General features: G+C 45.1%; 25 protein-coding genes. 20 read left to right on the top strand and 5 right to left on the bottom strand.

The features are described from left to right. Nucleotides 1-64: 64 nt before the first annotated feature. The 6 genes from lolA to BCT11_RS01470 all read left to right on the top strand — a co-directional run bounded on the left by lolA (nucleotide 65) and on the right by BCT11_RS01470 (nucleotide 5,223). A complete protein-coding gene (gene lolA, locus BCT11_RS01495; RefSeq protein WP_102386916.1) occupies nucleotides 65-691 on the top strand; it encodes an outer membrane lipoprotein chaperone LolA in 627 nt (208 codons plus the stop codon). Beyond that, nucleotides 692-2,047 carry a replication-associated recombination protein A gene (locus BCT11_RS01490; RefSeq protein WP_020196990.1) on the top strand — a complete coding sequence of 452 codons (1,356 nt, stop codon included), beginning with the start codon at nucleotides 692-694 and terminating at the stop codon, nucleotides 2,045-2,047. It abuts the gene before it with no gap. A 91-nt stretch (nucleotides 2,048-2,138) separates the two neighbouring features. Further along, the gene (serS, locus tag BCT11_RS01485) at nucleotides 2,139-3,446 is read left to right on the top strand and encodes a serine--tRNA ligase (protein WP_102386915.1); all 1,308 of its coding nucleotides are present in this window, start codon (nucleotides 2,139-2,141) and stop codon (nucleotides 3,444-3,446) included. A 366-nt stretch (nucleotides 3,447-3,812) separates the two neighbouring features. Continuing rightward, nucleotides 3,813-4,385, top strand: a complete 573-nt coding sequence (locus BCT11_RS01480) for an ATPase (RefSeq protein ID WP_237303686.1) — start codon at nucleotides 3,813-3,815, stop codon at nucleotides 4,383-4,385. Further along, on the top strand, nucleotides 4,379-4,819 hold the full coding sequence (locus BCT11_RS01475) for a hypothetical protein (RefSeq protein ID WP_102386913.1): 441 nt from the start codon (nucleotides 4,379-4,381) through the stop codon (nucleotides 4,817-4,819). Before BCT11_RS01480 ends, BCT11_RS01475 begins: the two co-directional genes overlap by 7 nt. A 137-nt stretch (nucleotides 4,820-4,956) precedes the next feature. Beyond that, on the top strand, nucleotides 4,957-5,223 hold the full coding sequence (locus BCT11_RS01470) for a DksA/TraR family C4-type zinc finger protein (RefSeq protein WP_005437185.1): 267 nt from the start codon (nucleotides 4,957-4,959) through the stop codon (nucleotides 5,221-5,223). 104 nt (nucleotides 5,224-5,327) lie between these two features. Here BCT11_RS01470 and bioA read toward each other — a convergent pair whose 3' ends face one another. Next, entirely contained in the window at nucleotides 5,328-6,605 is a 1,278-nt protein-coding gene (gene bioA / locus BCT11_RS01465; protein ID WP_102386912.1) for an adenosylmethionine--8-amino-7-oxononanoate transaminase, read from the bottom strand. Nucleotides 6,606-6,735: 130 nt separating this feature from the next. Between bioA and bioB the strand changes: the two genes are divergently transcribed. Genes bioB through bioD form a run of 4 tightly spaced genes read left to right on the top strand, consistent with a single transcriptional unit; the run spans nucleotide 6,736 to nucleotide 10,412 of the window. Then, the gene (bioB, locus tag BCT11_RS01460; protein ID WP_038867063.1) at nucleotides 6,736-7,788 is read left to right on the top strand and encodes a biotin synthase BioB; all 1,053 of its coding nucleotides are present in this window, start codon (nucleotides 6,736-6,738) and stop codon (nucleotides 7,786-7,788) included. Continuing rightward, on the top strand, nucleotides 7,775-8,926 hold the full coding sequence (gene bioF, locus BCT11_RS01455) for an 8-amino-7-oxononanoate synthase (protein WP_198593893.1): 1,152 nt from the start codon (nucleotides 7,775-7,777) through the stop codon (nucleotides 8,924-8,926). Before bioB ends, bioF begins: the two co-directional genes overlap by 14 nt. Next, nucleotides 8,926-9,732: a malonyl-ACP O-methyltransferase BioC gene (bioC, locus tag BCT11_RS01450; RefSeq protein ID WP_039975077.1), complete on the top strand. Its 807-nt coding sequence runs from the start codon at nucleotides 8,926-8,928 to the stop codon at nucleotides 9,730-9,732. The genes bioF and bioC overlap by 1 nt, the downstream gene beginning before the upstream one ends. Beyond that, nucleotides 9,729-10,412, top strand: coding sequence for a dethiobiotin synthase (gene bioD / locus BCT11_RS01445; RefSeq protein ID WP_038867069.1), 684 nt, complete (start codon nucleotides 9,729-9,731; stop codon nucleotides 10,410-10,412). The genes bioC and bioD overlap by 4 nt, the downstream gene beginning before the upstream one ends. A 93-nt stretch (nucleotides 10,413-10,505) precedes the next feature. Here bioD and BCT11_RS01440 read toward each other — a convergent pair whose 3' ends face one another. Then, a complete protein-coding gene (locus BCT11_RS01440) occupies nucleotides 10,506-10,673 on the bottom strand; it encodes a hypothetical protein (RefSeq protein ID WP_095759866.1) in 168 nt (55 codons plus the stop codon). Nucleotides 10,674-11,062: 389 nt separating this feature from the next. Between BCT11_RS01440 and htpX the strand changes: the two genes are divergently transcribed. The 9 genes from htpX to BCT11_RS01395 all read left to right on the top strand — a co-directional run bounded on the left by htpX (nucleotide 11,063) and on the right by BCT11_RS01395 (nucleotide 18,288). Beyond that, nucleotides 11,063-11,932, top strand: coding sequence for a protease HtpX (htpX, locus tag BCT11_RS01435; RefSeq protein WP_038867070.1), 870 nt, complete (start codon nucleotides 11,063-11,065; stop codon nucleotides 11,930-11,932). A 222-nt stretch (nucleotides 11,933-12,154) separates the two neighbouring features. Further along, nucleotides 12,155-12,574, top strand: a complete 420-nt coding sequence (locus tag BCT11_RS01430; protein WP_038867072.1) for a nuclear transport factor 2 family protein — start codon at nucleotides 12,155-12,157, stop codon at nucleotides 12,572-12,574. Further along, entirely contained in the window at nucleotides 12,571-13,296 is a 726-nt protein-coding gene (locus BCT11_RS01425; protein ID WP_042605002.1) for an SDR family oxidoreductase, read from the top strand. The genes BCT11_RS01430 and BCT11_RS01425 overlap by 4 nt, the downstream gene beginning before the upstream one ends. A 12-nt stretch (nucleotides 13,297-13,308) precedes the next feature. Beyond that, entirely contained in the window at nucleotides 13,309-14,619 is a 1,311-nt protein-coding gene (locus tag BCT11_RS01420; RefSeq protein ID WP_102386910.1) for an NAD(P)/FAD-dependent oxidoreductase, read from the top strand. Between the two features lies 1 nt (nucleotide 14,620). After that, on the top strand, nucleotides 14,621-15,439 hold the full coding sequence (locus BCT11_RS01415; protein WP_102386909.1) for a DUF1365 family protein: 819 nt from the start codon (nucleotides 14,621-14,623) through the stop codon (nucleotides 15,437-15,439). Next, entirely contained in the window at nucleotides 15,433-16,689 is a 1,257-nt protein-coding gene (locus BCT11_RS01410; RefSeq protein WP_038867078.1) for a cyclopropane-fatty-acyl-phospholipid synthase family protein, read from the top strand. The genes BCT11_RS01415 and BCT11_RS01410 overlap by 7 nt, the downstream gene beginning before the upstream one ends. 6 nt (nucleotides 16,690-16,695) lie before the next feature. After that, the gene (locus tag BCT11_RS01405; protein WP_102386908.1) at nucleotides 16,696-17,208 is read left to right on the top strand and encodes a DUF2878 domain-containing protein; all 513 of its coding nucleotides are present in this window, start codon (nucleotides 16,696-16,698) and stop codon (nucleotides 17,206-17,208) included. Further along, nucleotides 17,168-17,752, top strand: coding sequence for a chalcone isomerase family protein (locus BCT11_RS01400; protein ID WP_042605000.1), 585 nt, complete (start codon nucleotides 17,168-17,170; stop codon nucleotides 17,750-17,752). The genes BCT11_RS01405 and BCT11_RS01400 overlap by 41 nt, the downstream gene beginning before the upstream one ends. A gap of 17 nt (nucleotides 17,753-17,769) precedes the next feature. After that, nucleotides 17,770-18,288, top strand: coding sequence for a DUF3833 domain-containing protein (locus BCT11_RS01395; RefSeq protein ID WP_038867167.1), 519 nt, complete (start codon nucleotides 17,770-17,772; stop codon nucleotides 18,286-18,288). Nucleotides 18,289-18,547: 259 nt separating this feature from the next. Here BCT11_RS01395 and purB read toward each other — a convergent pair whose 3' ends face one another. The 3 genes from purB to mnmA all read right to left on the bottom strand — a co-directional run bounded on the left by purB (nucleotide 18,548) and on the right by mnmA (nucleotide 21,842). Further along, a complete protein-coding gene (purB, locus tag BCT11_RS01390; protein WP_038867096.1) occupies nucleotides 18,548-19,918 on the bottom strand; it encodes an adenylosuccinate lyase in 1,371 nt (456 codons plus the stop codon). Between the two features lie 153 nt (nucleotides 19,919-20,071). Further along, entirely contained in the window at nucleotides 20,072-20,689 is a 618-nt protein-coding gene (gene hflD, locus BCT11_RS01385; RefSeq protein WP_038867098.1) for a high frequency lysogenization protein HflD, read from the bottom strand. A 10-nt stretch (nucleotides 20,690-20,699) separates the two neighbouring features. Next, nucleotides 20,700-21,842: a tRNA 2-thiouridine(34) synthase MnmA gene (gene mnmA, locus BCT11_RS01380; RefSeq protein WP_005437208.1), complete on the bottom strand. Its 1,143-nt coding sequence runs from the start codon at nucleotides 21,840-21,842 to the stop codon at nucleotides 20,700-20,702. Between the two features lie 190 nt (nucleotides 21,843-22,032). Between mnmA and BCT11_RS01375 the strand changes: the two genes are divergently transcribed. Next, nucleotides 22,033-22,302 carry a hypothetical protein gene (locus BCT11_RS01375; RefSeq protein ID WP_038867102.1) on the top strand — a complete coding sequence of 90 codons (270 nt, stop codon included), beginning with the start codon at nucleotides 22,033-22,035 and terminating at the stop codon, nucleotides 22,300-22,302. Nucleotides 22,303-22,327 lie beyond the last annotated feature (25 nt).

The following is a 22,327-nucleotide window of genomic DNA, read 5'->3' as shown; positions in this document are numbered from 1 at the left end:
TTACTCACCTCAGTCCAACTGAGGTGAGCAACTCTAGGTCTTTGACCCTCTGATAGGTATCTGAATGAAAAAACTATTTTCAGCGAAACTATTCTCTGCGCTTGTTTTAAGCTTTTCTCTCTTCTCTACTGCACACGCCGCGTCTCCCAAAGATGAACTAAACAAACGCCTTTCTATGAATGATGGCTTCAGTGCGGATTTCTCTCAGCAAGTGATCAGCCCAGAAGGCGAAACGGTAATGGAAGGAGAAGGCACGGTTGAAATCGCTCGTCCAAGCCTGTTCCGTTGGAGCACAACATTCCCAGATGAAAACCTTCTGGTTTCTGACGGTAAAACATTGTGGTACTACAGCCCATTCATCGAGCAAGTGAGTATCTACTGGCAAGAGCAAGCAACAGAGCAAACGCCATTTGTTTTGCTAACGCGTAATCGCGCAAGTGATTGGGATAACTACAAGATTTCCCAAAAAGGTGATGAGTTCATCCTCATTCCTACCGCAGTAGACTCCACACAAGGTCAATTCCAGATTAATATTGATGCTAAAGGTGTGGTGAAAGGCTTCAAAGTGGTTGAACAAGACGGTCAAAAAGGTTTGTTCACCTTTAACAACGTGAAGCTTGGTAAACCCAAAGCAGACAGATTCACATTCACAATTCCAAAAGGTGTGGAAGTGGATGACCAAAGGAATTAATTGGTAGTGAGCAATTACACATTAGATTTCTCGGGGGACGAAGATTTTCGTCCCCTTGCTGCTCGTATGAGACCGGAAACGATCGAACAATACATCGGACAGCAGCACATTTTAGGTCCCGGTAAGCCACTGCGCCGTGCACTAGAGGCGGGTCACATTCACTCGATGATCCTTTGGGGGCCACCAGGCACAGGCAAAACGACATTAGCAGAAGTGGCTGCAAACTATGCCAACGCAGAAGTAGAGCGTGTATCAGCTGTGACCTCAGGCGTAAAAGAGATTCGTGCTGCTATCGAGAAAGCACGTGAGAACAAAATGGCGGGCCGTCGTACCATCCTATTCGTGGATGAGGTGCATCGCTTCAACAAATCTCAACAAGACGCGTTTTTGCCGCATATTGAAGATGGCACGGTTACCTTTATTGGAGCGACGACAGAAAACCCATCGTTTGAGCTGAATAACGCATTGTTGTCTCGTGCTCGCGTGTACAAGCTGACGTCTCTCGACAAAGATGAAATCTCGTTAGCGTTGAACCAAGCGATCAGTGACAAAGAGCGCGGCTTGGGAAATACGCCCGCACACTTTGCTGATAACGTATTAGACCGCCTAGCAGAATTGGTAAACGGTGATGCTCGCATGTCTCTCAATTATCTTGAGCTGCTTTACGATATGGCAGAGGACAATGCGCAAGGTGAAAAAGAGATCACGCTTAAGTTGCTTGCGGAAGTAGCAGGGGAGAAGGTCTCTCGCTTCGATAACAAAGGCGATATCTGGTACGACTTAATATCTGCGGTCCACAAGTCGATTCGTGGCTCAAACCCGGATGCTGCGCTGTATTGGTCTGCGCGTATGATTGCTGCTGGTTGTGACCCTTTGTATATTGCTCGACGCTTATTGGCGATCGCTTCTGAAGATGTCGGTAATGCTGACCCTCGCGCAATGCAAGTGGCACTTTCCGCGTGGGATTGCTTTACCCGTGTTGGCCCAGCAGAAGGTGAACGTGCGATTGCACAGGCGATCGTGTACTTAGCGTGTGCGCCAAAAAGTAATGCGGTATACGTGGCGTGGAAACAAGCGCTCACAGACGCTCATAACTTACCTGAATATGAAGTGCCGCATCACCTTAGAAATGCACCAACCAGTTTGATGAAAGACATGGGTTATGGGGCAGAGTATCGTTATGCTCACGATGAGCCTGGCGCTTACGCTGCTGGTGAGCAATATTTGCCACCTGAAATGGGCGATCGTAGGTACTATCAACCGACAAATCGTGGTCTAGAGACCAAAATCGGCGAAAAGTTAGATTACTTGGCTACTTTAGACGCAAATAGCCCACAAAAGCGCTATGAAAAGTAGGCGTTTTTGGATACATTTGTTCAGTAAATTTTTTTAACGCGTACGCTTGGAAAGTGCGCGTGATTTCACAACAAAAAGCATAGGATTAACAATGCTGGATTCTAAATTACTTCGTACAGAGCTGGATGAAACAGCTGCTAAACTGGCGCGTCGTGGCTTTAAGCTAGACGTAGATACTATTCGTAAACTTGAAGAACAACGTAAGTCCATTCAAGTAGAAGTAGAAAATTTACAATCCACGCGTAACTCCATCTCCAAGCAAATCGGCCAAAAAATGGCGGCTGGCGACAAAGAAGGCGCAGAAGAGATCAAGAAACAAATCGGTACGCTAGGTAGCGATCTTGATGCGAAGAAAGTTGAACTTGAGCAAGTAATGGCTCAACTAGACGAATTCACGCTTTCTGTACCAAACATCCCAGCAGATGAAGTGCCAGATGGCAAAGATGAAAACGACAACGTTGAAATCTCTCGTTGGGGTGAGCCAAAGACTTACGACTTCGATCTGAAAGATCACGTTGACCTAGGTGAAATGGGTGGCGGTCTTGATTTCGCAAGTGCAGTTAAGATCACTGGTGCACGTTTCATCGTGATGAAAGGCCAATTTGCTCGTCTACACCGTGCGATCGCTCAGTTCATGTTGGACCTTCACACAGAAGAGCACGGCTACACTGAAATGTATGTACCTTACCTAGTTAACTCTGACAGCCTATTCGGTACTGGTCAGCTTCCTAAGTTTGGTAAAGACCTTTTCCACACTGAGCCGCTAGTAGAAAAAGTAAACGACGAAGAACCACGTAAACTGTCTCTAATCCCGACAGCAGAAGTACCTGTAACGAACCTAGTTCGTGACACGATTTCTGACGAAGCGGATCTACCAATTAAGATGACAGCTCACACGCCATGTTTCCGTTCAGAAGCAGGTTCTTACGGTCGTGATACTCGTGGTTTGATTCGTATGCACCAGTTCGACAAAGTTGAGCTAGTACAAATCACTAAGCCAGAAGATTCAATGAACGCACTAGAAGAACTAACAGGTCACGCTGAGAAAGTTCTACAACTTCTAGAGCTTCCTTACCGTAAAGTGGTTCTATGTACAGGTGACATGGGCTTCGGCGCTCGTAAGACTTACGACCTAGAAGTTTGGGTTCCTGCTCAAGAAACTTACCGTGAAATCTCTTCATGTTCTAACATGTGGGACTTCCAAGCTCGTCGTATGCAAGCGCGTTTCCGTCGTAAAGGCGAGAAGAAACCTGAGCTTGTACACACGCTAAACGGTTCTGGTCTAGCTGTGGGTCGTACAATGGTTGCTATCCTAGAAAACAACCAAGAAGCAGACGGCCGCATTGCAATCCCTACAGTACTTCAGAAGTACATGGCGGGCGCAACGCACATCGGTTAATTCATTAACCACTAGAACATCAAAACCCAGTCTTAGTGCTGGGTTTTTTGTTATCTGCGTCGAGTGAAAACGTACTGTTTTGTATATTAATGCACCGTTTAATGATGAGTTCGCCCAGAATCTGATAGTGCGTAACAAATGATATTTTTCTAAGCGGTTTTCAACGTGACAAGGTAATGGCTTCATTTGCCCTTATTGTTAAACGTTATGCCAGTAAATCATCTTCCATTTCTCGTAACTTTTGCGCTTACCTTACTCGTTAGTGAGAGTGTTATCGCAAGTAAACTTATCCAGCCTCAATATTTAGATCGGGAGCGAACCGATCGCTTTTTTGCGCGCGAAATAGCGCAACCTTCAAAAGAAAATATGCAGCTTCGTAATTCACTCGACTGGGGATACGAGCTTGAGTTGGCAAGTGCGGCTGGTGACACGGAATCGGTGTCTAATTGCAAAGACTTAGCTACTGCAAACTCTGCGGGCTTTACTGCGGCTAAAGCTTATGAATACGGCGCGTTTAAAGCGTATTTAACTCAGTGTCAAACATGGAGTGAGATGGCAAAGTTAGCTGCCTCTAAGCGCTCATATATATCGAAATTTAAGTTAGATGATAGCTTTCCTAGTTTAGCTCCAAGTGCGCTTGCTTTTGTTATTTCTAACGAAAGAGCTGAGAAAGCAAAGACACTATCAACGTGGGATGAAGCAGACCATATCCAAAGAACTCATGTCTCCAGTGAAGTGAGAGCAGAGTACTTCGACGCGACCGATGGCTTTCAAGTCGTTACGATTGTAGCAAAAGGTGATTACAACGCTGACGGCATCGAGGATGTCGTTATTGAGAAAGAGAATAGTGTACTCAGTGGCTCGTATTCTTCTTCACACGGCTATGTATTAACTCGCATGTCTGAGCAAGCGCGATTTACTGTGTTGGCTGAATGGTAATGACACGATTGGTGGCCATTTGGGGTTTTAGTGTTGCTATGATGAGCACATTTGCTGTTGCTAGCGCCTTGCCCAGAAAAGTCTTTGAATGTTCAGTAAACCAAACTATGAACTTTAGTATTTCGATAAAACAAGGCAAAGGTGGGCTTATCTTTAATAAGTTCATTGTGAATCAAAGCCCAGTTTTACTGCGCATTAAACCTCAAGATTATCGTATCAAACATTACCATCGAGCGTTGGTAGATGAGAAGTCACTGGAGTTTAGTATTGGTGAGCGCGTCATATTAGTCAGTGAGTACTTTAGCGAGGAGTTTGGTGAGGCAGAGAAGATACTTAGTGTTACTTTGAGAGAGCTTGAGCAAACACAGTATTTTGAATGCGAGGAAGGGAGTATGAGTAACCTTGCATTGCTTTTCCACGAGAGTGCCGAATAATCGATTACAGAGTAATTATTACTAAAACGTAATAGTGTTTTCGAATTTACCCTAATTATCTTGTTATTTGTAATCGATATAATCATCCACCTTACCACGGTAAGTAGATTTTCTCATTCAAGTAACGAGGAGGGCTTATGGCCGTAGGGTGGGCAAACGACGATAGCGTCAGCCAACAAATTCAAAACACAATAGACGACGAGATTTCCCGCGTTCGTGGCAGTATCACAAAGGGTGAGAGCGCCCATTATTGCGATGAGTGTGGTGATGAGATTCCGGAAGCGCGTCGTCTTGCGATGAAAGGTGTTCGTTTGTGTATCGAATGTCAGTCAACAATCGAATTGGTGTCTCAACGCCAAGCATTATTTAATCGACGAGCGAGTAAAGACAGCCAACTGCGTTAACTTTACTTTTTATCACGTGAATAGAGAAAACGGTTTGAGTTGTATACTCAAACCGTTTTAGCATTTATTCACTGAACTTGTTCTTTGTATTAGTCGAGAACGTATCAAGCGAAGCAATCTTGATGTTGAAGCGCCGCATCAATCGCGCTAACTAATTTCTCAATATCTTCCGGCTTGCTGATAAATGGCGGCATCATATAAATCAGCTTGCCAAATGGGCGAATCCAAACACCGTGTTCAACAAAGAGAGCCTGGATGGTTTCCATATTCACTGGGCGATGCGTTTCTACAACACCAATGGCACCTAACCAACGGGTGTTCTTCACCAACTCGTATTCTTCAAGGTTTGGTAGTAACTCAGAAAACAGCGTTTCTATTTGTTGAGTTTGTTGTTGCCAGTTACCTTGTTCAATCAATTCCAAACTTGCAGTGGCAACAGCACAGGCGAGTGGGTTACCCATAAAGGTTGGACCGTGCATAAAACACCCTGCATCACCACCACAAACGGTATCCGCAACGTGTTTGCTCGCTAGAGTCGCAGAGAGGGTCATGTAGCCGCCGGTGAGTGCTTTTCCTACACACAGAATGTCTGGTTGAATATCTGCGTGTTCGCAAGCAAACAGTTTACCGGTACGCCCAAATCCGGTTGCGATTTCATCTGCAATCAATAACAAACCGTGTTTATCACAAAGCCTACGCACGCCTTTGAGAAATTCTGGATGGTAGATACGCATACCGCCTGCTCCTTGAACGATAGGCTCTAGGATCACCGCAGCGAGTTCTTGATGATGCGTTTCAATCTTGTGCTCAAAGTCAGCAAGATCTTCTGATTTCCACTCATCCCAAAAGCCACAAGTTGGTGACTCCGCAAAGATATGCTCAGGTAAAAAGCCTTTATAGAGTGAGTGCATCGAGTTATCTGGGTCGGTAACCGACATTGCCGCGAAAGTGTCGCCGTGATAACCGTGTCGCAAAGTAAGAAACTTTGGTCTGCGTTCGCCCTTCGCATGCCAATATTGCAGCGCCATTTTTAAGCTGACTTCTACAGCAACAGAGCCTGAGTCGGCAAGGAATACATGTTCAAGGTTACTTGGTGCGAGGGATAGCAACTTCTTACACAAACTGATTGCTGGCTGGTGGGTAATCCCACCAAACATCACGTGGGAGACCTGATCGATTTGCTGGTGAGCGGCCTGATTTAAGTGCGGGTGGTTGTAGCCGTGGATCGTCGACCACCAAGAAGACATGCCATCGACAAGCTCTGTACCGTCTTCCAATTTAATGTGAACACCGTTTGCGGATTCTACTGGGTAGCAGGTCAGAGGTGTCAATGTCGAAGTGTAAGGATGCCAGATATGCTGGCGGTCGAAGGCGAGATCCATGTGCGATTCCAATAATAATTAAGATTAAAAAATAAACAGATGTAAACTTTGTTCTTTTGTGTTGTGTTGACAGTTTATCGAGACTCAGTAGACTGTCAACACAACAACAAAAGTGACTAAAGGAATACACGTGGAAGTTCGTCATAACTGGACACATGCTGAAGTGCGCGATCTCATGGAAAAACCATTCATGGATCTCCTATTCGAAGCGCAGCTTGTACATCGTCAATATCAACAAACCAACCATGTTCAAGTAAGCACGCTTCTGTCGATTAAGACAGGTGCTTGTCCAGAAGATTGTAAGTACTGTCCTCAGAGTGCTCGTTACACCACAGACATCGAAAAAGAGCGTCTGATGGAAGTTGAACGTGTACTCGACGCTGCACAAAAAGCGAAAAACGCTGGCTCAACCCGATTTTGTATGGGCGCAGCATGGAAAAACCCGAAAGAGCGTGACATGCCGCATTTGACCGACATGATCAAAGGTGTGAAGGGCATGGGTCTAGAAACGTGTATGACGCTTGGAATGTTAACGCCAGATCAAGCTAAGCAACTGGCAACCGCTGGTCTGGATTACTACAACCACAACCTTGATACCTCACCTGAGTTTTACGGCAACATCATTACCACACGTACTTACCAAGACCGTTTAGATACCCTGTCTCACGTACGTGATGCCGGAATGAAGATCTGTTCTGGTGGCATTATCGGCATGGGCGAAAGTGCCAATGACCGAGCAGGTTTGTTTGTGGAACTGGCTAACTTACCAACACATCCGGAAAGCGTGCCAATCAACATGCTCGTGAAGGTGAAGGGCACACCACTGGAAGAAGTGGATGACGTTGAGCCCTTTGACTTTATTCGTTTGATAGCAATTGCCCGCATTATGATGCCTATGTCTGCGGTTCGTTTATCGGCTGGCCGTGAAGATATGAACGAGCAGATGCAAGCGCTGTGCTTTATGGCTGGTGCAAACTCCGTCTTCTATGGCTGCAAACTTCTGACCACGCCAAACCCTTCTGAAGACAAGGACATGATGCTGTTTAACAAGCTCGGCATCAACAGCCAAGAGGTGTCTCAAAAACCTGATGAAATCGAAGAAAACGAGTTGCTGGATCGCGTCGTAGAGCGCGTTGCTGCACGTCCGACTAAAGGCGATCTTTTCTACGATGCCAGCGTTTAAATCTCGTATCGAATCCGCCCTTGTTGAGCGTAAAATGCAAGGGTTAAATCGTTCTATGAATGTGGTGTTTGCCGGTAACCAGTCCGTTTTGGAACACGAAGGCAGACGCTACATTAATTTCTCAAGTAATGATTATTTGGGCTTGGCAAACGACCAAGCGCTCGTTCGTGCATGGCAGCAAGGTTTAAGCGTATACGGAAGTGGCAGTGGAGCATCACCAATGGTGACTGGCTTTAGTGCAGCACACAGCAATTTAGAAGCCGCACTGACCGAATGGTTGGGCTACGATAGAGCAATTCTGTTTGGCTCTGGGTTTAGTGCGAATCAAGCGTTGCTTTTTACTCTGCTAGAAAAATCAGATGTGTTGATTCAAGACCGTTTGAACCACGCGTCTTTGATGGAGGCTGGGGCGTTGTCACCAGCTAAGATGAAGCGTTTCAAGCACAATGACATCGAGCATCTAAAATCGCTGTTGAATAGCGAAGACAACCATCTAGTTGTGACTGAAGGGGTATTCAGCATGGACGGTGACTGTGCGCCGCTCAGCGATATAACTGAAGTCACTCGCAGTCATGATGCTTGGTTTGCTGTCGATGACGCTCATGGCATTGGTGTTCTTGGTGAATCTGGTGGTGGCTCTTGCGAATTAGCGATGGTTAAGCCCGAGGTATTGATCGTTACCTTCGGCAAGGCATTTGGAATGTCTGGCGCTGCCATTCTATGTGATCACGCGACGGGAGACTTTTTAACTCAGTTTGCTCGTCACCATGTGTATTCCACAGCAATGCCTCCGGCACAAGCCTACGCGCTGACACATGCTGTCTCGATGGTTCAAGAGCAGTCTTGGCGACGTGAAAAGCTTATAGAGCTTAGCGAAGTTTATCGAGATAGCCTCAACGATCTCGACGGTTTTGTCGAAACGCAAACTTCGATTAAGCCATTTATGATTGGTGAATCGGAACTGGCCTTACAGGTTGCAAGCGCTTGTCGTCAAAACGGTATTTGGGTGAGCGCGATTCGCCCACCAACGGTTCCAAAAGGGACCTCACGACTCCGAATTACACTGACGGCCAATCACACTAAAGAACAAATACAAACGCTTTCAATGGCACTGAAGCAAGCATTAGGAGCGCAGTAATGGATAATGCAGAGCACATTGCGTTAGACAGTTTCCTTCAAGATAAAGAGGCGATAGCGTCGTCTTTTGGCAAAGCAGCAGATACCTACGACCGGCATGCCGCGTTTCAACGTGATGTGGGACAAAGACTATTACAAAAACTGCCTGACGACTTAACCAATAAACGAGTCTTAGACTTGGGGTGTGGTACGGGCTACTTCTCTCAACTGCTCCAACAACGTGGCGCCGAAGTGGTTTGTGGTGATATCTCACAAGCTATGTTAGATAAAGCGAAGCAGCGTTGTGGTACACAGCAAATGCAGTACCAGTTAGCTGATGCTGAAAATTTGCCTTTTGAGGACGATAGTTTTGATTATGTTTTCTCCAGCTTGGCATTGCAGTGGTGTGCGGATCTCAGTTACCCACTTAGAGAAATTCGTCGTGTGTTAAAAAAGGGAGGCACTGGCTGCTTTTCGACACTAATGGATGGCTCTCTGTATGAGTTGCGCGAATCGTGGTCAAAAATTGATGCATATCAACACGTGAATAACTTTATTACCCACAATCAGGTAAAAATTGCGTTAGCGCAATCTTGGTGCCACAACCATCATCTAGACTTGACCCCCATCACAGTTTGGTACGATTCAGCGTTTTCTGTCATGCGTGATCTCAAAGGCATTGGTGCAAATCACGTAAGCGGGCGCTCACATGGCCTAACGAGCCGTCGCACTTTGTTGCAAGTTGAGGGCGCGTACCAAGCATTTAGAAATGATCAAGGTCTTCTACCTGCAAGTTATCAGGTTTGTTTTGGAGTAATACATCTATGATTGATGCTTTTTTTATTGCTGGTACGGATACTGATGTAGGCAAAACCGTAGCGTCTAAAGCCATTCTGCAAGCATTAGCGGCAAAAGGGCTAAATACCATTGGTTATAAACCAGTGGCAGCAGGAAGCGATAAAACTGAGCAAGGTTGGCGTAATTCTGATGCGTTGCATTTGCAAAAAGCGGCAACGCTAGATATCGCGTACGATGATGTAAACCCATACGCTTTGGAATTACCTGCTTCTCCTCACATCGCCGCAAAGCATGAACATGTAGAAATTAAGTACGAAGTATTGAGTGATAAATTGGCTCAACACAAAGAGCAATCAGACATTGTTCTTGTGGAAGGGGCTGGTGGTTGGCGTGTTCCTGTGTCTGATACAGATAGCTTGTCGACTTGGGTACAGCAAGAGCAGTTGCCAGTTGTATTGGTTGTCGGTATTAAACTGGGCTGTTTGAGCCATGCTTTGCTCACTGCTGAGATCATCAAAGCGGATGGTTTGAATCTCGTAGGTTGGGTGGCAAACCGAGTAAATCCGGGCACTGAGCACTACGCAGAAATCATTGATATGCTTGAAGAACGCCTAGATGCACCAAAACTCGGTGAGATCCCTTATATCCCGAGTGCAAAACGTAAAGAGTTGGGCAAATACATCAACGTGGACCCGCTACTGAACGTTTAACTGCTGACTTTTTATCAGAAATCAAAAGGGCTGCATCATGCAGCCCTTTTTTCATGTAAATTTTTGTGTCTGAATAACAAATAACGATTCTGGTTATTTTTCTTGGCTCAGACCCATCAAAGCCGACTGTGTTTCAGAAACACGTTTTGCCATTTGAGCTTCTGTTGAAATACCCAGTTGCTGTTTTGCCTCATCCTCTGAGATACCTAGGTGACAGCAAAGTAAATCGATAGCCATTTGATAGTCGTTAGTTTCTACCATGATTTTTCCCTCAAGACATGGAAGTTTAGAGCTGCTTTATTGTCCTTTAGAGCATGCTCCGTTTCGTTCATCTGACCCGAATTTAGCATGTACAGAAAGTCGCACAATAAGACCAAAGTCTATACCGACGATAAAGTACTGATTTAAGAGTGTAAAAAGGTGTGTATTATTTCAGTCTCGAAAACAAATGTTGCAATTTATTGCTTAACCTTGTTTTTATCGCGGATAGACTATATCTATAACGCAACGGAACACAAAACCAAGCAGAAATGCCTTTTGTAGCGTTCTGTTTCTTATAACAAGGTGTTCTTATAATAATCCGTTTTAAAAATAGGTGTCTTGAAAAACAACCTGTTCTAAAAAACGATAAGCTTCCTCGGAGAAAAGTAATGAAGCGAATTATGTTATTCCTAGCAACTAACCTAGCCGTTGTGCTGGTTCTTAGTGTTGTTCTGAATATTGTTTACGCTGTAACTGGAATGCAACCAGGCAGTCTGTCTGGTCTACTTGTCATGGCCGCAGTGTTCGGCTTTGGTGGTGCGTTTATCTCATTAATGATGTCGAAGGGCATGGCGCTACGTTCTGTTGGCGGTATGGTCATCGAGAGCCCACGTAATGAGACTGAGCATTGGTTATTGGAAACTGTTGGTCGTCAAGCTCAACAAGCGGGCATTGGTATGCCAACGGTGGCAATTTACGATGCTGCAGATATCAACGCATTTGCGACAGGCGCAAAGCGCGATGACTCTCTGGTTGCGGTTTCTACTGGTCTGTTACACAACATGACGCGTGATGAAGCTGAAGCAGTATTGGCACACGAAGTGAGTCACATTGCTAATGGTGACATGGTAACCATGACATTGATGCAAGGCGTGGTGAATACATTCGTTATCTTCCTGTCTCGCTTTATCGCAAACATCGTGGCATCTAATGATGATGAAGAAGGCCAAGGCACTAACATGATGGTGTACTTTGGTATTTCAATGGTGCTAGAACTGGTATTCGGTTTCCTAGCAAGCTTCCTAACCATGTGGTACAGCCGTCACCGTGAATTCCACGCTGATGCGGGTGCTGCTCAATTGGTCGGTAAAGAGAAGATGATTGCTGCGCTTGAGCGCTTGAAGATGAGCCATGAATCTCAACTAGACGGCACAATGATGGCGTTTGGTATCAATGGTAAGCAATCTATCACAGAGCTTCTTATGAGCCACCCACCACTAGACAAGCGCATTGCTGCACTTCGTAGCCAACAATACTAACTGCTCGTAATTATTCAGCAGATAAATAGTTAATCCTATGAAAAGGCTTGGTTTTTTAACCAAGCCTTTTTTTGTTTCTGTTGATCGCTACCGTACTTCATCACGTATCACTCTACAGAAACAAAGTTATACAAAAATAATTTTGTACAACTTTTCTTGTTTGGTCTATCTTGTACATATAATAATTTTGTACAACTGTTGAAGTAGCGTAGGAGTATAGAAATGGACATTCAGTCAGTTGGCAACATATATCAGAAGTTGAGCAAAGCGAATTTGCATTTGCTTGAAGGGGTATACCACCAGGATGTGGTGTTTGAAGATGCTGCTCATCGCCTAGAGGGATGGCCTGCGCTTTCTGATTATTTTCAGTCGCTATATTCCAATGTAATACGCTGCGACTTTGTTATTCATGATCACCAACAAGTTGGAGAAACTGGGTTCTTGACATGGACGATGGATCTTCAGCATCCAAAGTTGCAGAAAGGCGCCCCGATCCTTGTTAACGGCGTATCGCATCTTAAATTTTGCGAGGGACAGGTTATTTATCACCGGGACTATTTCGATTTGGGTGAGATGCTTTATGAAAACTTACCTTTGCTAGGGTCAGTAGTGAGAACCATTAAGCAGAGGTTAGGGCAATGACAGAGTCGGTTTTGATAACTGGAGCAACGTCGGGTATCGGCAAACAACTCGCACTCGATTACGCCCTAGCTGGATGGAAGGTCATCGCTTGTGGTCGAAATCAAGCGGTTCTGTCAGAGCTAGAAGCTTCATCTCAAAATATCGCTACATTGCGATTTGATATAACTGACTATGAACAAACGCAGACCGCACTCAATGCGTTGCCGTTTACCCCTGAGACATGGATGTTTAATGCGGGTGACTGTGAATATATGGATGACGGTTTGGTAGATGCACAACTTATGGCGCGTGTTATGAACGTCAATGTCGTTGGTGTCGCGAATTGTGTCGAAGCATGCCAGTCGCAATTCGAACGTGGCCACCGTGTTGTGATCGTCGGTTCTATTGCCTCTGAAATCGCGCTGCCTCGCGCTGAAGCCTACGGAGCATCGAAAGCTGCTGTCAGTTATTTCGCACGCACACTTGCCGTAGATTTGAAAGCGAAAGGCATCAAAGTCGTAACCGTATTTCCTGGCTTTGTAGAAACCCCTTTAACAGACAAAAACACGTTTGATATGCCGATGATTATCTCGGTCAATCAGGCTTCTGAAGCTATCAGAAAACAATTGGATGCAGGCAAAAGCTATATTTATTTCCCAGCGAGATTCACCGGAATACTACGTTTTATCTCGTTGCTTCCATACAGCTGGCAAGCTCGGCTCACCGCAAAACTCGTATCATAAGAAGGAAGAAGCATGAACACGGTAGGAAGAAAAAAAGTCGCGATTATTGGAACGGGTATTTCTGGCCTGACTTGCGGTTACTACTTACACAAAGAACATGACGTGACGTTATTTGAGGCCAACGACTACATTGGTGGACACACCGCCACTGTCGATGTGAACGTTGCTGGCAAAGACTACGCTATTGATACTGGGTTTATCGTTTACAACGACCGTACTTACCCTAATTTCATCCAAATGATGAACGAGATAGGTGTGGAAGGGTTACCAACACAAATGAGTTTCAGCGTACGAAATGATAGCAATGGGTTAGAGTATAACGGCCATACGGTTTCAACGCTGTTTGCGCAAAAGCGTAACTGGGCAAACCCTAAATTTTATCGTTTCATTTTCGAAATTCTTCGCTTCAACAAGCTGGCAAAACGTTTTGCCAATGAGCAATCAACAGATTCACAGACGCTGGGCGAGTTTCTTGACGAGCACAAATTCAGTCCTTTCTTTTCTGACAATTATATATTGCCGATGGGTGCCGCGATTTGGTCGTCGACGTTAGCGGACATGCGTGCGTTTCCACTCATGTTCTTCTTACGTTTCTTTTTAAACCATGGTTTGTTAGATGTGACGAACCGACCGCAATGGTATGTAATAAAAGGGGGATCGCGCGCTTACATCCCACCACTGACCAAAGGCTTTGCAGATAAAATTCGACTCAATAGCCCGGTTGAGAAAGTCGTTAGAAGTGACAACGGTGTAGGTGTTCAGGTACATGGTGAGACGTATTGGTTTGATGACGTTATCTTCGCCTGTCACAGTGATCAAGCGATGAAAATGCTCGATGAAATCTCGCCTCTAGAACAAGATATTTTGGGCAATATGACTTATCAAGCGAATGAAGTGGTTTTACACACGGACACTAGTTTGTTGCCAAAACGCAAAGCGGCGTGGGCGGCATGGAACTATTTGTTGGATGGCAGTGACGGCGAGCAGCAACGTCTACCTTCGCTGACTTATAACATGAACATTCTTCAGCACGTTCAATCAGAGCATACGTTTTGCGTAACGTTGAACAGTAGCAATCAAATCAACCCAAACAAGATTCTACGCTCATTCACTTATCATCACCCTGTGTTTACCACGGAGTCGATAGCAGCGCAGCAGCGCAAAGATGAGATACAAGGAAAGCAAAGCTCTTGGTTCTGTGGCGCGTATTGGTACAACGGATTCCATGAAGATGGTGTACGTAGTGCACTTGACGTAGTGAAAGGCTTGGAAGAAAAGTACCGCGATCAAAATGTGGTTCCTTTTGAAAAAGGCGCTGCATGATATGGGGAGCGAGATGAACAGCAGACTATTTATTGGCAATGTTCGTCATCGCCGATTTACCCCAGTTAAGCATGAACTGAACTACTCTCTGTTCATGCCTGCGATTGATGTCGATGAGCTTGTCGAGTTAGAGAAGAATGTATGGGGCTTTGGTTCCCGTTGGTGGCACTGGGCTCGTTTCAAGCGCAGCGATTACATTGGTGAAGGTTGCATTAAATCAGCAGTACAAAGAAAAGTTGAAACATTAACCGGTGTTCGTTGTTCGGGGAAAGTTATTGCTGTTTGCCACTTGCGCTATCTCGGTCTTTATTTCAGCCCTGTGAACTTTTACTACGTTTACGATGATAAAGGCGAATGGCAGTACCTTCTCGCAGAAGTGAGCAATACCCCTTGGAATGAATGCCATTATTACGCGGTTGCTGCGGATAAGGATGATGAACACTTTGGTTGGGAACAAGACAAAGCATTTCACGTCTCGCCATTTAACCCTATCGACCAGCGTTACCATTGGAAGATAAAACCGTTGACCGACAAACTTAATATCCATCTCGAGTGTCACAAAGGCGAAAAACACTTTGACGCGACGATGGCGATGAAAGGGCAACCTTTTTTGAGTAAAAGCTTACTTAAGTGCTTGATCGTTACACCGATTCAAACGGTAAAAGTAATGGTTGGCATTTATTGGCACGCACTAAAACTCTGGATTAAAGGCGCGCCTTTTTACTCACACCCTAAGTATGCTCAACCAGACACAGCTGTACCTGAGCAAGTGAGTGAAGACGAGAAAAATAATAAGCATAAGGAGAACTCTGCATGTTAAACACGACTTCTATGGCGATGCCGCGAGAATTGACGACGACACAAAAAGCGGCTCGTGGGGTTCTTTTTCAGTGTCTACAGAAAATGGAAATCGGCTGCTTAACTGTGATTGAAAGCTTCAAGACAGAAACAACCGAGCGCAGTGAGAGATTTTCTACACCAAATGGTGATTACAAAGGTTCGCCCGTCGTCGCAACGATAGAGGTGAAGCATCCTGGTTTTTACTCCCGCATTTTGCAAGGCGGGAGCATTGCAGCGGGTGAAGCTTACATGGACGGCTGGTGGGATAGCCCAGATTTGACTGCACTGATGAAGCTAATGGCGCTCAACATGCGAGCCCTCGATAGACTTGAAGAGCAAGGCAGTTGGTTGACTAAGATATTGTATAAATTTAGTCACTGGACAAACCGAAACTCTCAAGAGAATTCGCGCAAGAATATACACGCACATTACGATTTGGGTAATAACCTCTATGAAGCGTTTCTTGACACCAACATGCTGTATTCATCAGCACTGTATAACCAAGAGAGCGACTCATTGGAACAGGCACAAATCAATAAGATGGATCGTTTGTGCCAACAGCTCGAACTCAAACCTAGCGATCATGTTATCGAGATTGGCACAGGGTGGGGCGCTATGGCGATCTATATGGCTGAGCAATACGGTTGTAAAGTTACGACGACAACCATCTCTGAAGAGCAACATGCTTACGCTGAGCAGAAAATCAAAGAGCGTGGCTTAACAGACAAAGTAACGCTGCTGAAAGAAGATTATAGAAACTTAACCGGAACGTACGATAAGCTGGTTTCTATTGAAATGATCGAAGCGGTCGGTAAACAGTTCTTGCCGTCGTACATTAAGAAATGTGAATCTTTGCTGAAGTCAGGTGGTTTGATGGCAATTCAAGCGATAACTATTGCTGACCAGCGTTACGATTACTACAGCAACAACGTCGATTTTATTCAAAAGTACATTTTCCCTGGGGGCTTTCTACCTTCGGTAACATCGTTAACACAAGCGACAACCAAGCACAGTGATTTGGTGACTCGAGATTTGTTCGATATCGGTCTAGATTATGCGAAAACGCTTAATGAATGGCATTTCCGATTCAATCAAGCAGAGCATGAAGTCAGAAGCTTTGGCTACGATGACCGATTTGTACGAATGTGGCGCTACTACTTGAGCTACTGTGAAGGGGGCTTTTTAGCTCGAACCATCAGTGCTGTGCATATGACTTTTCAACGTCCGTAACCCTTTATGAGACTGTTTATTGCATCAACATGGTTCCAACTCTGCTGGTTCGCTGCCGTGCTTGGAACCTATCAATGGCAATGGCTGACGTTAGTGCTTACTTTACTAACGTTGGTGTATTGTTGGAGAGTCGAGCCTCTCGCTCTCAAAAGCGTTGCCATAGTCGTGTTCATGGGCTTGGTACTTGACACTCTCAACAAGCAACTGTCTGTCCTCCTATTCCCAACTGTTTGGTTGCCCATGTGGCTTGTCTGCTTATGGGTTTTATTTTCTTGGTATGCCTACCAACTCAAGTCAATTTTGTACCGTTTCCCAAAAAACTACGTATCAGTAGTAGGCGGCATCGGAGGAACAGCGAGCTACTTTGCTGGTTACAAGCTCCAAGCCGTTGAATTTGGATTCAACACAAGCATTACCCTCGCAATTTTGTTTGTCGAATGGAGTTTAGTAATGCTTTTGATACTCAGGGTATACGGAAATGAAAAGCTTGAAGAGAAATTGGAAACAGAACCTGACTAACAGTTTGTTGATGACGGCTTTACTTTTTGTGATGCCTTCACAAGCTCAGACGATTACAGGAACAAGCGCTTTACCGATGTGGCAGCAGTGGCAAACGGTTGGAGAAGCACAACTTACTTGGTTCGTTTTTGATGTTTATAAGTCAACCTTGAAAGCACCAGACGGACAGTACCTCGTCTCTAATGACGTTTCTCCTCACCCATTTGCGCTCGAAATTAATTATCAAAGAGACATTAGCAAGCAGCAACTTCTTGATGTGACGGATGAACAATGGCAAAAGCTTGGTTTCACGCAAGCTTACCGTCAGGCTTGGATCTCTAAATTTGGCACCATGTTCCCTAACATCAAAAAAGGCGATGAGCTTACCTACCTCACTGATGGAAAAACAGGGCGACTTATCTATCGACAAGCGGGCAGCAAGCCTTATCAGATAGTTGGTTATGTTAAGGATGAGCGACTCAATGATGCGTTTCTATCCATTTGGTTATCACCAAAAACTGAATTTCCTAAACTTCGTAAACAACTTATTGGGCAGGTAAGGTAGTGAAAGTACTAAAGCGTATCTTAAAAACTTCGATTGTCGCAGCGGTAACACTGCTTGGCGCATGTTCTGCTGATATCGACAATTACCAACCCGCTACTCCAGCCTTCGATTTGTTCGGCTATTTCGAAGGTGATGTCAAAGCATGGGGAATGGTGCAGGATTACACCGATAAGCAAACGCGTCGCTTCGAGGTCGACATCGTCGGTACAGTGAAAGGCAATGAGCTAACACTGGTGGAAGATTTTGTCTTTGATGATGGCGAGCTTGACCAGCGTATATGGGTCATTACCAGACTCGAAGATGGTACTTATCAAGGGAAAGCGGACGACATTATTGGTGTAGCGACCGGTAAAGAGATGGGTAATGCGCTGCAATGGCAATATGACTTCGAGTTGAAAATGGATGATTCAACTATCACGGTATCGTTCGATGACTGGCTTTACCGCCAAGATGAAATGCACGTGTTTAATCTCACCAAGATTAAGAAGTTCGGGGTCGAGGTAGGGACGATTACTCTTTTCTTCCAGAGGCAATAAAACAGTTAGGAACGCTGCGCTTCGAGATGTGGGATCGCTTCGTTCTGGGAGTCGAGAGTAGGGCGCTATTATTCCAGTAAATGGAAGTTAAGTTTGGGATGTGTTGGTAAAGATGCCTTTTGAATGGATATAATCGAGTCTCATCCCTCATCCATAACCCCTAAGCGTAGCGTTCTGTAGGGCGAAGCCTGTTACCCCAAAAATAAAGAAAGGGTTGACGCTTTCACGTCAACCCTCACGATTTTTGGAATTCCGAATCTTACAGCTTGTCTGTCAGCTCGATTGCTTGACCGATATAGTTAGCTGGTGTCATCTCTTTCAGGCGTGCTTTCTCGTGCTCAGGAAGCTCAAGACCGTCAATGAAGTTACGCATTGCTTCGCCGTCTACACGTTTACCACGAGTCAGCTCTTTTAGCTTCTCGTATGGCTTCTCGATGCCGTAACGACGCATTACTGTTTGCACTGGCTCTGCTAGTACTTCCCAGTTCTTGTCGAGTTCAGCAAGAAGCGCTTCACGGTTTACTTCTAGCTTGCTGATGCCTTTTAGCGTTGAAGTGTAAGCGATGATTGCGTAGCCAACACCAACACCAAGGTTACGTAGAACCGTAGAGTCAGTAAGGTCACGTTGCCAACGAGAGATAGGCAGTTTCTGTGCTAGGTGACCGAATACTGCGTTCGCAAGGCCTAGGTTACCTTCAGAGTTTTCAAAGTCGATTGGGTTAACTTTGTGGGGCATTGTTGAAGAACCGATCTCACCAGCAATGGTTTTTTGCTTGAAGTGGCCTAGTGCAATGTAACCCCAAACGTCACGATCGAAATCAATCAGGATTGTATTGAAGCGTGCAACCGCATCGAATAGTTCTGCGATGTAATCGTGAGGCTCGATCTGAGTTGTGTAAGGGTTCCAAGTTACGCCTAGAGATTCAGTGATGAACTCTTCAGAGAACTGGTGCCAATCTAGCTCTGGGTAAGCAGAAAGGTGTGCGTTGTAGTTACCTACTGCACCGTTGATTTTTGCTAGGATCTCAACGTTTTCGATTTGCTTGAATTGACGCTCCATACGGTACGCCACGTTTGCCATTTCTTTACCCATTGTAGATGGAGAAGCTGGCTGGCCGTGTGTACGAGACAGAAGTGGGATGTCGCGGTATTCAACAGCAAGCGCTTTGATTGCGTCGATTAGGTTGCGAATTTCTGGAAGAATCACAGTTTCACGCGCTTCTTTAAGCATTAGAGCGTGTGATGTGTTGTTGATGTCTTCAGAAGTACATGCAAAGTGGAAGAACTCGTTTACTGCGTGCAGTTCAGGAACGTCTGCTACTTTCTCTTTTAGGAAGTACTCAACCGCTTTAACGTCGTGGTTAGTTGTACGCTCGATCTCTTTGATACGGCGTGCATCTTCTTCAGAGAAGTTTGCAGCAAGGTCGTCTAGGAATTGGTTTGCTTCTGTGCTAAACGCTGGCACTTCTGCAATTTCAGCAGTAGCAGCAAGCTTTTGTAGCCAGCGGATTTCAACGATAGTACGGTACTTAAGTAGACCGTACTCACTGAAAATTTCGCGTAACGCAATTGTCTTGCTTCCGTAACGACCGTCTACTGGTGAAACAGCAGTCAATGCTGACAGTTCCATGATGTTCTCCTGAATTGGGTTTCTAAATTTCGTGAGCTTTATACCAATAACTGTGGCAATTGTCACGAATATTGCGCAAACGTTTGCGCGGGATTTGTTTTGGTAGAAAAAAATGAGCTCGCGATAAACGCGAGCTGCTTATTTATTACCTTATTACATACGAGCAAGAAGAATTTGTGCTTGCTCGACCATCTTTTTGCGTCCAAAGATTAAGTGGCGACGTTTACCGCCAACTTGGCGCCAGAGTACTGCACTACGGATACCTGATAACAACAACGCGCGAACTTTGTGTTGGTTAGAGGTTTGTTGCAACACGGATGGGGTACCGGTAACTTGAATGCGAGGGCCGATAGGGCTAACAACATCCAAGTAAATGCTTGCTAGGTTGCTGATCATTTGATCGTCCAGCAATTCAAAATGTTCCGTTTGACGCTGAGCCATTTGGATACGGTCACCAAGTTGTGACATTGCATCGTTGCGGCCTGTTAGCTTGCGCTCTAATGCCATTAGGCTAATGATGTAGCGAGTAACTTCACTCCCTGACGGGGTGCTATCAATCCCTTTCACTAAGCACTCAAGACCCAGCTTTAAGTCGGATTCACGACCAAAGACACCAATAGTGTTCGCTGGGTTTGTATTGATAATGGCGTTAATTGACGTTTCAAAGGCATCTTGATCACAATGTCCGTCTTTCGCTGCCTGTTGAACCAATGCAACAGCTTGGCAAATGCCTGCGAAAGCGATAGTACGGTCATAAAGTGTATTCGCCACGTAACGACTCCTAAGCTTGAGAATATTTAATGCGTTGCTCGATGATGCCGCCACCTAGGCACACGTCATCTTTGTAGAACACAGCTGATTGACCTGGTGTTACAGCAATTTGTGGCTCGTCAAAGATCACTTTAATGTTTTCATCATCGATAGGGATGATTGTACAAGGAATATCTTCCTGACGGTAACGAGTTTTCACTGTGCACTTCATAACATCGCGAATTGGCTCACGATCTACCCAGTGAAGTTGTGATGCAAGTAGACCTTCTGATTTCAGCATTGGGTGGTCTTTACCTTGAACGGCAATCAAAACGTTACGTTCTAGGTCTTTTTCACCAACGAACCATGGGTCTTCGTTACCACCGCCGCCTTTGCGGCCACCGATATGTAGACCTTTACGCTGACCAAGTGTGTGGTACATCAGACCTTGATGTTGACCAATCACTTCGCCCTCTGGTGTTTCGATGTTACCTGGTTGAGCTGGAAGGTAGCGACCTAGGAATTCTGTAAACTTGCGCTCGCCGATGAAACAAATACCCGTAGAGTCTTTCTTCTTCGCCGTGATTAGATCTTGCTCTTCCGCAATGCGGCGTACTTCTGGCTTTTCTAGATCACCAACAGGGAATAGGCTACGTGCGATTTGCTCGTTGCTTAATGTGTACAGGAAGTAGCTTTGATCTTTGTTGCCATCTAGACCACGTAGCATTTGTGGTTTTTCCTGTTCTTCACCAGGTAAAGCGTTCTCAGGGAAAGAGCGACGCACGTAGTGACCCATTGCAATGTAATCCGCATCAAGCACTTCATCAGCGAACTCTAGGAATGCTTTGAACTTGATTTCTTTGTTACAAAGAATGTCTGGGTTTGGTGTACGACCTGCTTTGTATTCTGCAAGGAAGTACTCAAATACGTTATCCCAGTATTCAGCAGCAAAGTTGATGGTGTGTAGGTGAATGCCTAGCTTGTCACATACTGCCTGAGCATCAGCAAGATCTTCTGCTGCTGTACAATACTCCTCGTTGTCATCTTCTTCCCAGTTCTTCATGAACAGGCCTTCTACTTGGTAGCCTTGTTGCTTTAGAAGATACGCAGAAACAGATGAATCAACGCCGCCGGACATACCGACGATGACTTTCTTTTGGCTGTTATCAGACATTACTAAACACCACTAAAATTAACGGGATGCAGATTCTACCAGAATCCACTGACCGGTGACAGATCCGAGATCGAAATCACACTTCGATTTTGGCTTAAATTTATCCAAATGCGAAGGTGAGGGTTAAATTCGATAAGTATAGAAGGGTTATATATGGCATAGTTGGCAAAAATCCAAGAGGAAAAATCAAATGACTGAAGAAAACCAATTTATGCAAGAAGCTGAGTTGATTGAAATTGTAGAGAATCAACTTGAAGATGGTAACCCTATTAAAGTCAAAGAGACGTTAATGCGTTTGATGATGACTGGCACACCACGTGAAGATGCGGTTGCGATGATGGCGTGTGCTATGTCTATCGAGATTTTCGACGTGATGAAAAATGAAGGTGAATTCAATCTAAAGCGCTATACCGAACACCTCGAACAGCTGCCTGATTTGGGTTTCATGGAAGGCGAATAGAGCGTTAGAAAATAAAAAGCAGGGT

It is taken from the genome of Vibrio sp. 10N.222.52.B12 (assembly GCF_002875385.1).
Classification (GTDB): domain Bacteria; phylum Pseudomonadota; class Gammaproteobacteria; order Enterobacterales; family Vibrionaceae; genus Vibrio; species Vibrio jasicida.
Note: the sequence above shows the minus strand (reverse complement) of the source record. Positions and strands in the feature narration are given on the sequence as shown.

What these genes read in the sequence shown, in the direction of transcription:
- lolA (WP_102386916.1), top strand. Translation starts at nt 65, where the DNA reads ATGAAAAAACTATTTTCAGCGAAACTATTCTCTGCGCTTGTTTTAAGC.
- serS (WP_102386915.1), top strand. Translation starts at nt 2,139, where the DNA reads ATGCTGGATTCTAAATTACTTCGTACAGAGCTGGATGAAACAGCTGCT.
- BCT11_RS01480 (WP_237303686.1), top strand. Translation starts at nt 3,813, where the DNA reads ATGCAGCTTCGTAATTCACTCGACTGGGGATACGAGCTTGAGTTGGCA.
- BCT11_RS01475 (WP_102386913.1), top strand. Translation starts at nt 4,379, where the DNA reads ATGGTAATGACACGATTGGTGGCCATTTGGGGTTTTAGTGTTGCTATG.
- BCT11_RS01470 (WP_005437185.1), top strand. Translation starts at nt 4,957, where the DNA reads ATGGCCGTAGGGTGGGCAAACGACGATAGCGTCAGCCAACAAATTCAA.
- bioA (WP_102386912.1), bottom strand. Translation starts at nt 6,605, where the DNA reads ATGGATCTCGCCTTCGACCGCCAGCATATCTGGCATCCTTACACTTCG.
- bioF (WP_198593893.1), top strand. Translation starts at nt 7,775, where the DNA reads ATGCCAGCGTTTAAATCTCGTATCGAATCCGCCCTTGTTGAGCGTAAA.
- bioC (WP_039975077.1), top strand. Translation starts at nt 8,926, where the DNA reads ATGGATAATGCAGAGCACATTGCGTTAGACAGTTTCCTTCAAGATAAA.
- bioD (WP_038867069.1), top strand. Translation starts at nt 9,729, where the DNA reads ATGATTGATGCTTTTTTTATTGCTGGTACGGATACTGATGTAGGCAAA.
- BCT11_RS01440 (WP_095759866.1), bottom strand. Translation starts at nt 10,673, where the DNA reads ATGGTAGAAACTAACGACTATCAAATGGCTATCGATTTACTTTGCTGT.
- htpX (WP_038867070.1), top strand. Translation starts at nt 11,063, where the DNA reads ATGAAGCGAATTATGTTATTCCTAGCAACTAACCTAGCCGTTGTGCTG.
- BCT11_RS01430 (WP_038867072.1), top strand. Translation starts at nt 12,155, where the DNA reads ATGGACATTCAGTCAGTTGGCAACATATATCAGAAGTTGAGCAAAGCG.
- BCT11_RS01425 (WP_042605002.1), top strand. Translation starts at nt 12,571, where the DNA reads ATGACAGAGTCGGTTTTGATAACTGGAGCAACGTCGGGTATCGGCAAA.
- BCT11_RS01420 (WP_102386910.1), top strand. Translation starts at nt 13,309, where the DNA reads ATGAACACGGTAGGAAGAAAAAAAGTCGCGATTATTGGAACGGGTATT.
- BCT11_RS01415 (WP_102386909.1), top strand. Translation starts at nt 14,621, where the DNA reads ATGGGGAGCGAGATGAACAGCAGACTATTTATTGGCAATGTTCGTCAT.
- BCT11_RS01410 (WP_038867078.1), top strand. Translation starts at nt 15,433, where the DNA reads ATGTTAAACACGACTTCTATGGCGATGCCGCGAGAATTGACGACGACA.
- BCT11_RS01405 (WP_102386908.1), top strand. Translation starts at nt 16,696, where the DNA reads ATGAGACTGTTTATTGCATCAACATGGTTCCAACTCTGCTGGTTCGCT.
- BCT11_RS01400 (WP_042605000.1), top strand. Translation starts at nt 17,168, where the DNA reads ATGAAAAGCTTGAAGAGAAATTGGAAACAGAACCTGACTAACAGTTTG.
- purB (WP_038867096.1), bottom strand. Translation starts at nt 19,918, where the DNA reads ATGGAACTGTCAGCATTGACTGCTGTTTCACCAGTAGACGGTCGTTAC.
- mnmA (WP_005437208.1), bottom strand. Translation starts at nt 21,842, where the DNA reads ATGTCTGATAACAGCCAAAAGAAAGTCATCGTCGGTATGTCCGGCGGC.
- BCT11_RS01375 (WP_038867102.1), top strand. Translation starts at nt 22,033, where the DNA reads ATGACTGAAGAAAACCAATTTATGCAAGAAGCTGAGTTGATTGAAATT.